General features: G+C 54.9%; 7 protein-coding genes and 1 riboswitch. Of the genes, 5 read left to right on the forward strand and 2 right to left on the reverse strand.

Features of this window, described 5'->3' with window-relative positions; genetic code table 11:
* Positions 1 to 23: 23 nt before the first annotated feature.
* A complete protein-coding gene (gene oxyR / locus AC1RKG_RS22810; protein ID WP_020837516.1) occupies positions 24 to 941 on the forward strand; it encodes a DNA-binding transcriptional regulator OxyR in 918 nt (305 codons plus the stop codon).
* Here the strand turns inward: oxyR and sthA are convergent.
* Positions 924 to 2321, reverse strand: a complete 1398-nt coding sequence (gene sthA, locus AC1RKG_RS22815; protein WP_020837515.1) for a Si-specific NAD(P)(+) transhydrogenase — start codon at positions 2319 to 2321, stop codon at positions 924 to 926. The genes oxyR and sthA overlap by 18 nt on opposite strands.
* Positions 2322 to 2536: 215 nt before the next feature.
* On the opposite strand from sthA, the gene fabR reads away from it, so the two are divergent.
* Positions 2537 to 3169, forward strand: a complete 633-nt coding sequence (gene fabR, locus AC1RKG_RS22820; protein ID WP_020837514.1) for an HTH-type transcriptional repressor FabR — start codon at positions 2537 to 2539, stop codon at positions 3167 to 3169.
* Positions 3170 to 3183: 14 nt separating this feature from the next.
* Positions 3184 to 3552 (forward strand): YijD family membrane protein, encoded by a 369-nt coding sequence (locus AC1RKG_RS22825; protein WP_020837513.1) that lies wholly within the window; start codon positions 3184 to 3186, stop codon positions 3550 to 3552.
* Between the two features lie 42 nt (positions 3553 to 3594).
* Here the strand turns inward: AC1RKG_RS22825 and trmA are convergent, their stop codons facing one another.
* Positions 3595 to 4698 carry a tRNA (uridine(54)-C5)-methyltransferase TrmA gene (gene trmA, locus AC1RKG_RS22830; RefSeq protein WP_020837512.1) on the reverse strand — a complete coding sequence of 368 codons (1104 nt, stop codon included), beginning with the start codon at positions 4696 to 4698 and terminating at the stop codon, positions 3595 to 3597.
* Between the two features lie 124 nt (positions 4699 to 4822).
* Positions 4823 to 5031, forward strand: a riboswitch (cobalamin riboswitch).
* 68 nt (positions 5032 to 5099) lie between these two features.
* Between trmA and btuB the strand changes: the two genes are divergently transcribed.
* Together btuB and murI are read left to right on the forward strand one after the other, a co-directional pair.
* The gene (gene btuB / locus AC1RKG_RS22835) at positions 5100 to 6971 is read left to right on the forward strand and encodes a TonB-dependent vitamin B12 receptor BtuB (RefSeq protein WP_115060808.1); all 1872 of its coding nucleotides are present in this window, start codon (positions 5100 to 5102) and stop codon (positions 6969 to 6971) included.
* Positions 6916 to 7779 (forward strand): glutamate racemase, encoded by an 864-nt coding sequence (gene murI, locus AC1RKG_RS22840; protein WP_122080446.1) that lies wholly within the window; start codon positions 6916 to 6918, stop codon positions 7777 to 7779. The genes btuB and murI overlap by 56 nt, the downstream gene beginning before the upstream one ends.
* Positions 7780 to 7900 lie beyond the last annotated feature (121 nt).

Here is a 7900-nt window from a genome sequence, read left to right on the forward strand (position 1 = left end):
CTATCGTGGTCTGGAGGGAAACAATGAATATTCGTGATTTAGAGTACCTGGTCGCTTTGGCCGAGCACCGGCATTTCCGCCGTGCCGCCGATTCTTGCCATGTTAGCCAACCCACGCTGAGTGGGCAGATCCGTAAGCTGGAAGACGAACTGGGTGTGATGCTGCTCGAACGTACCAGTCGCAAGGTGTTATTCACCCAGGCGGGCCTGTTGCTGGTGGAACAGGCGCGTACCGTGCTGCGCGAAGTCAAAGTTCTGAAAGAGATGGCCAGCCAGCAAGGTGAAGCCATGTCGGGGCCGCTGCATATCGGCCTGATCCCCACCGTCGGGCCTTATCTGCTGCCGCAGATCATACCTACGCTGCATAAAACCTTTCCCAAGCTGGAAATGTACCTGCATGAAGCGCAAACCCAACAGCTGCTGGCGCAGCTCGACAGCGGTAAACTTGACTGCGCCATTCTGGCGCTGGTGAAAGAAACCGAAGCCTTTATTGAAGTGCCGCTGTTTGACGAACCGATGAAGCTGGCGGTGTATTCCGATCACCCATGGTCGCAGCGTGACCGCGTGGCGATGCCGGATCTGGCCGGTGAAAAGTTGTTGATGCTGGAAGATGGCCACTGTCTGCGCGATCAGGCGATGGGCTTTTGTTTCCAGGCCGGGGCCGACGAAGATACCCATTTCCGGGCGACCAGCCTGGAAACGCTGCGTAATATGGTTGCGGCGGGCAGTGGGATTACGTTGTTGCCGTCACTGGCGGTGCCGCCGCAGCGTGAGCGCGACGGCGTGTGTTACCTGGACTGTTTCAAACCTGAACCCAAGCGCACCATTGCGCTGGTGTACCGCCCCGGCTCCCCATTGCGCAGTCGTTATGAGCAATTGGCCGAGGCGATCCGCGAGCACATGCAAAGCTACATGGGCACCACGTTAAAACAGGCGGTTTAAGCCGTTCAGCGCAGCCACCCGGTAGGCTTCGGCCATGGTCGGATAGTTGAAGGTCGTATTAACGAAGTATTCGATAGTATTGCCTTCACCTTTCTGTTCCATGATCGCCTGGCCGATGTGGATGATCTCTGCCGCACGCTCGCCGAAGCAGTGGATCCCAAGGATCTGCAGGGTGTCGCGATGGAACAGGATTTTCAGGCTGCCGACGTTCATGCCGGCAATCTGCGCGCGGGCCAGATGCTTGAACTGTGCACGACCCACTTCATACGGCACTTTCATCGCCGTCAATTCCTGCTCGGTTTTACCGACGGAGCTGATTTCCGGAATGGTGTAGATACCGGTCGGGATGTCTTCAATCAAATGTCCGCTGGCTTCGCCGGAGGAAATCGCCTGTGCGGCAATGCGGCCCTGATCGTAGGCGGCAGATGCCAGACTCGGGTAGCCAATCACGTCACCCACGGCATAAATGTGCGGCAGCGCGGTCTGGTACATGCTGTTCACTTTCAGCAGGCCACGGCTGTCTGACTCCAGACCGACGTTCTCCAGCCCCAGCGAGTCGGTATTACCGGTGCGGCCGTTGGCGTACAGCAGGCAATCTGCCTTCACTTTCTTGCCGGATTTCAGGTGAACAATCACGCCGTCTTCGGTGCCTTCTATCTTCTCGAACTCTTCGTTGTGGCGGATCACCACGCCGTTGTTCCAGAAGTGATATGACAGCGAGTCCGACATTTCCTGATCGAGGAACGCCAGCAGACGATCGCGGGTGTTGATCAGATCCACCTTCACGTTCAAACCGCGGAAGATAGATGCATATTCACAGCCGATCACCCCGGCGCCATAGATGATGACGTGACGCGGTTCGTGGTTCAGTTCGAGAATGGAATCACTGTTATAAATACGCGGATGGTTAAAATCGACGCTCGACGGGTTGTACGGGCGTGAGCCGCAGGCAATAACGATGTGATCGGCGCGGATGGTGTCCTGGGTGCCGTCCATATAGCTGACGCTAACGGTGTTGGCGTCGATAAAGCGCGCATCGCCGGCAAACAGCTTGCACTGGTTGCGCTCATAGAATCCCTGACGCATCCGGGTCTGCTGATTTATGACGTTATCGGCGTGGCGTAAAATGTCAGGGAATGTCGCGCTGAGCGTGCGTGAATTGTTATAAAGCGGGTTCTGGTTGAATTCGATAATGCGGCTAACGGCGTGGCGGAGGGCTTTGGATGGGATGGTGCCCCAATGGGTACATCCACCGCCTACGTTGTTGTACCGTTCTATCACGGCCACGCGGGCGCCCTGCTTCACCAACCCCATAGCGGCACCTTCACCACCTGGGCCCGAGCCAATGACTATGGCATCAAATTGATAGTGCTGTTGCATAGGGGAGAGACCTGTCTTATACAAAATTACAACGGTATCTTAACATCATAGCGCTGAGTGCCCAATCACCATTAGGCTTTTTGAGGCAAAGCACAAATGGTGCAGGCTGAAACTGTGACAGGGCGCGTTTGTATAAATGCTGTTGCAATAAAATTTGCTATATTGCCGGGTCTACGGCGTTAGACTGAGAAAATGGATCTTATCTGGATATGCATATGGGCGTCAGAGCACAACAAAAAGAACGGACTCGTCGTTCCCTCATCGAAGCGGCCTTCAGCCAACTGAGCGCTGAACGCAGCTTTGCCAGTCTGAGCCTGCGCGAGGTCTCGCGTGAAGCGGGCATCGCGCCGACGTCATTTTATCGCCACTTCCGTGATGTGGACGAGCTGGGGTTAACCATGGTGGATGAGAGCGGCCTGATGCTGCGTCAACTGATGCGGCAGGCGCGGCAGCGTATCGCCAAGGGGGGCAGCGTGATCCGCACCTCGGTCTCCACCTTTATGGAGTTTATCGGCAATAATCCCAACGCCTTCCGCCTGCTGTTGCGTGAACGTTCCGGGACCTCGGCGGCCTTTCGTGCGGCGGTGGCGCGTGAGATCCAACATTTTATCGCCGAACTGGCGGATTACCTCGAGCTGGAAAACCATATGCCGCGCAGTTTCACCGAAGCGCAGGCGGAAGCTATGGTCACCATCGTCTTCAGCGCCGGTGCTGAAGCGCTGGATATCGACATCGATCAACGGCGTCGGCTTGAGGAGCGCTTAGTGTTGCAACTGCGGATGATTTCCAAAGGCGCTTATTATTGGTATCGCCGCGAACAAGAAAAAACTTCTGTATCCCACGTATAAAAAGGTAGAAAGCGATGGAAAAACCAGGCCGTGAGAATGGCACCTTACTGCTGGCGTTGATTGCCGGCCTTTCAATCAACGGTTCGTTCGCCGCGCTGTTCAGCTCGGTGGTGCCGTTTTCGATTTTCCCGATTATTGCTTTGGTGTTGGCGGTGTATTGCCTGCATCAACGGTATCTGCACCGCGCGATGCCGGATGGCATACCTAAGCTGGCGGCGGCGACCTTCCTGCTTGGGGTGCTGCTGTACAGTGCGATAGTGCGTGCCGAATACCCGCAGATCGGCTCTAACTTCCTGCCGGCGATTATTTCCGTGGCGCTGGTGTTCTGGATTGGCATGAAGCTGAAGGCGCGCAAGGCGCTGGATGAGAATACCCCGGCGTAAGGGGAAAACCAGGGGCGCAGCAAGCGCGGCGCCCCTGTGAGATTAAACGCGTTTTTCCAACAGTACGCCGCATTCCATGTGATGGGTATACGGGAACTGATCGAACAATGCCAGACGGCTGATTTGATGAGTTTCCTGCAACGTCTCCAGATTGGCGCACAGCGTTTCCGGGTTGCATGAGATATACAAAATTCGCGGATAAGCCTGCACCATTTTTACCGTTTCATCATCCAGTCCGCTGCGCGGCGGATCGACAAAAATGGTTTCGCAGTTATAGCTGCTCAGATCGATACCCTTCAAACGATTAAACTCGCGTACTCCGTTCATCGCCTGGGTAAAGTCTTCCGCCGCCATACGGATAATCTGTACGTTGTCGATATGATTGGCGGCAATGTTGTACTGCGCCGCGGCAACGGAAGGCTTGGCGATTTCAGTGGCCAGCACCCGCTCGAAGTTACGCGCCAGCGCCAGGGAGAAGTTGCCGTTGCCGCAATACAGCTCCAGCAGATCGCCTTTAGAGCCGGCGGTCACGTCCAGCGCCCATTCCAGCATCTGTATGTTCATCGCCGCATTCGGCTGGGTGAAGCTGTTTTCCACCTGACGGTAAATCATGTCGCGGCCGGCGACCGGCAGGACTTCATCGACGTAATCCTGATCCAGCATGATTTTCATCTTCGACGCACGACCAATCAACTGCAGGTCAAAGCCCTGGGCGCGGAGATCATCCCGCAGCTTTTCTGCCTGCTGCTGCCAGGCGTCGTCCAGCTTACGGTGATACAGCAGCGAGGCGATGATTTTGCCGCTGCGGGTCGACAGGTAATCAATCTGGAACAGCTTGCGGCGCAAAATAGGATCCGGCTTGATGGCGGCGATCAGTGCGCTCATCAGGCGGTTAATCAATTCGCTGGCGGCAGGAAACTGCTCGACGCGGATGCGTTGCTTGGTCTGCTGGTCAAACATGATGTGGTACATCTCGTCTTCATCATGCCAGATGCGGAATTCTGCGCGCATGCGGTAGTGTTCGACTTGCGAGCGGAACACTTCCGGCTCGGGTGCCGTGAACGGTGACATCAGCGTCTTCAGCCGGGCAGTTTTTTCCGCCAGTTGGTCATCGTAACGTTCAATAGGCAAATTCTCGGGCGTCATGTTTCTTCTCGTCAGGCAAATTTGATCAGCGGGGATTGTAGGGAATCAGTCCGTGAAGTCCAGTTTTGTCGTGTTTATTATTTGTAACATTGATAGCAGTCTAGACATCTATTTACATTGATCGTAGCATTGTCGTCCGGCCTCAAGCAGTGAGTGAAAAGGGAATCCGGTGTGAATCCGGAGCTGACGCGCAGCGGTAAGGGGAAGTCACGGCGATAGCGTTTTACGCAGACACTGTCCATTGCAGGACGGGAAGTCATCGCCCGGTGCTGGTAGCTAAGAGGCCGCCCGCAACTCCCAAGCCCGAAGACCTGCCGGTGTTACGTCGCAATGTCCGTGGCCGTCGCGAAATACCGGCCATGATCCTGCGGCATCCGCCAATTAAGTTTGGATGCTTTTTCATGACAATTACAAAAAATACGCTGCTGGCGGTGGTTTCTTCCGTCACGGCTTTTTCTGGCTGGGCGCAAGACAACACCACAGCGAATAACAGCGAAAATCTGGTGGTTTCCGCCAACCGCTTCCCGCAGCCGGTTTCTTCCGTGCTGGCACCCACTTCCGTCGTCACCCGTGATGAAATCGACCGCTGGCAGGCAAAAAGCCTGACCGATGTGATGCGCCGCCTGCCGGGTGTAGACGTGGGGCAGAACGGTGGCCTGGGGCAAAAAAGCTCGCTGTTCATTCGCGGCACCAATTCCAGCCATGTGCTGGTGCTGATCGACGGTATCCGTCTTAATCAGGCCGGTATCAGCGGCTCTTCCGATCTCAGCCAGATCCCGATTTCGCTGGTGCAGAAAGTTGAATATATTCGTGGCCCGCGTTCGGCGGTTTATGGCTCCGATGCCATCGGCGGCGTGGTTAACATTATTACCACCCGCGAAAAGAACGGCACTACGCTTTCCGCCGGTGTGGGGTCTAACGGCTACCAGGCCTATGACGCGTCTACTCAACAACAGCTGGGCGACAGCACGGTTGCCACGGTCGCCGGTAACTACACCTATACCAAAGGTTATGATGTGGTGGCCTATGGCAGCACCGGCATGCAAAGCCAGCAGGATCGCGACGGCTTTATGAGCAAGTCGTTGTACGGCGCTGTTGATCATCAGTTCAACGAGGCTATCAGCGGTTTTGTTCGTGGTTACGGTTACGATAACCGCACGGCTTACGACGCGTATTACTCTTCGCCTACCAGCGCGCTGGTTGATACCCGCAAACTCTATAGTCAAACCTGGGATACCGGCCTGCGTTATAAGGAAGGCATCTACGCGACGCAGTTGATTGGCAGCTACAGCCACAGCAAGGATTATGATTACGATCCTCGTCGCGGCATGTATGACAGCTCAGCCAGCCTGGTGGACTCCGAGCAGTACAACCTGCAATGGGGAAATACTCTTCAGGTAGGTCAGGGTACGGTCAGTTCGGGGATTGACTGGCAGCATCAGCAAATCAAGCCAGACTCCACCACGGTTAACGGTGAAAAAACCCAACGCAACGCCGGTGTTTATCTGACTGCGCAGCAGTTGGTCGGGCCGGTCACTCTGGAAGGAGCGGTTCGCGGCGACGATCATTCTGAGTTTGGCTGGCATGGCACCTGGCAAACCAGCGCGGGCTGGGAGTTTATAGAAGGTTACCGTTTCATCGCTTCCTACGGCACGGCATTCAAAGCCCCTAATATGGGTCAGCTGTATGGCAACTTCGGTAATAATACCGATCTGAAACCGGAAGAAAGCAAACAGTGGGAAGGGGGCTTTGAAGGTTTGACCGGGCCGGTAACCTGGCGCGTGTCCGGCTACCGCAACGATATTGATAACCTGATTGATTCCACCGGCGAGACCAACTACGTCTATTACAATGTTGGCAAGGCCACAATTAAAGGTATTGAAGCTACAGCTTCATTCGACACGGGTCCGTTAACCCATCACATTGGTTACGACTATGTCGATCCGCGTAATGCCAAAACCAATGAAGTGCTGCTGCGCCGTGCCAAACAGCAGGTGAAGTATGAGCTGGATTGGCAGGTCTATGATTTTGACTGGGCAGTGACCTATCAATACCTGGGTGAGCGTTATGATAAAGACTATAGCACCTATCCAGAGCAAAGCGTCAAACTTGGCGGTGTCAGCCTGTGGGATCTCGCAGTTTCGTATCCGGTCACATCTCATCTGACAGTTCGTGGTAGAATCGCCAACCTGTTTGATAAAGATTATGAGACGGCTTATGGCTACGCTACTCCAGGAAGAGAATACTACCTCACTGGAAGCTATACCTTCTAACACCCCTGCTATGGCCCGTCCGACGGTGCTGGTATTTGATTCCGGCGTCGGCGGGTTATCGGTGTATCAAGAGGTTCGGCAACTGCTGCCGGACCTCCACTATATATACGCCTTCGATAATGTGGCGTTTCCCTACGGCGAGAAATCCGAAGAGTTTATTGTTGAGCGCGTGCTGGAGATTGTCAGCGCGGTGCAGCAACGGCATCCTCTGGCGATAGTCATCATCGCTTGTAACACGGCCAGTACGGTCTCCCTGCCGGCCCTGCGTGAACGCTTTACCTTCCCGGTTGTCGGTGTGGTGCCTGCCATCAAGCCTGCTGCCCGCCTGACCGCCAATGGTGTGGTGGGCCTGCTGGCTACCCGCGGTACCGTACAGCGTACTTATACCCATGAGCTGATCGCCCGTTTCGCTACCGATTGCAAGATCGAGCTGCTTGGCTCCTCTGAGCTGGTGGAACTGGCAGAAGCCAAGCTGCATGGTGAAGCCGTACCGCTGCCGGCGCTGAAGAAAATTCTCCATCCATGGCTGAGCATGCGCGAGCCACCGGATACCGTGGTACTCGGTTGCACCCATTTCCCTTTATTAGCAGAAGAGCTAATGCAGGTGTTGCCTGAGGGAACTCGACTGATCGATTCCGGCGCGGCGATTGCCCGTCGTACCGCATGGCTGATTTCGACGCAGGAAAATCTGGTGTCGACGCAGGAAGAGAATCTGGCGTATTGCATGGCGTTAAATGAAGATACTGACGCTTTATTGCCCGTTCTACAGGGATATGGCTTTAAATCGTTGAAAAAACTGCCTCTTTAAGGCTGTTTTGGTTAAATGTTCAACGGTCGGAAAAAATATTGAAATTAGGGGTTGCGGCCTTCTGAGAACTCCCTATAATGCGCCTCCACTGACCGGGAACAACGACTCCTCTAACGAGAAC

This window comes from Serratia sp. GW822-FHT06D09 (genome assembly GCF_058799515.1).

Bases quoted from the DNA above. Each gene is read 5' to 3' on its own strand.
- sthA (WP_020837515.1), bottom strand. From the start codon at position 2,321: ATGCAACAGCACTATCAATTTGATGCCATAGTCATTGGCTCGGGCCCA.
- btuB (WP_115060808.1), top strand. From the start codon at position 5,100: ATGACAATTACAAAAAATACGCTGCTGGCGGTGGTTTCTTCCGTCACG.
- oxyR (WP_020837516.1), top strand. From the start codon at position 24: ATGAATATTCGTGATTTAGAGTACCTGGTCGCTTTGGCCGAGCACCGG.
- trmA (WP_020837512.1), bottom strand. From the start codon at position 4,698: ATGACGCCCGAGAATTTGCCTATTGAACGTTACGATGACCAACTGGCG.
- AC1RKG_RS22825 (WP_020837513.1), top strand. From the start codon at position 3,184: ATGGAAAAACCAGGCCGTGAGAATGGCACCTTACTGCTGGCGTTGATT.
- murI (WP_122080446.1), top strand. From the start codon at position 6,916: ATGGCTACGCTACTCCAGGAAGAGAATACTACCTCACTGGAAGCTATA.
- fabR (WP_020837514.1), top strand. From the start codon at position 2,537: ATGGGCGTCAGAGCACAACAAAAAGAACGGACTCGTCGTTCCCTCATC.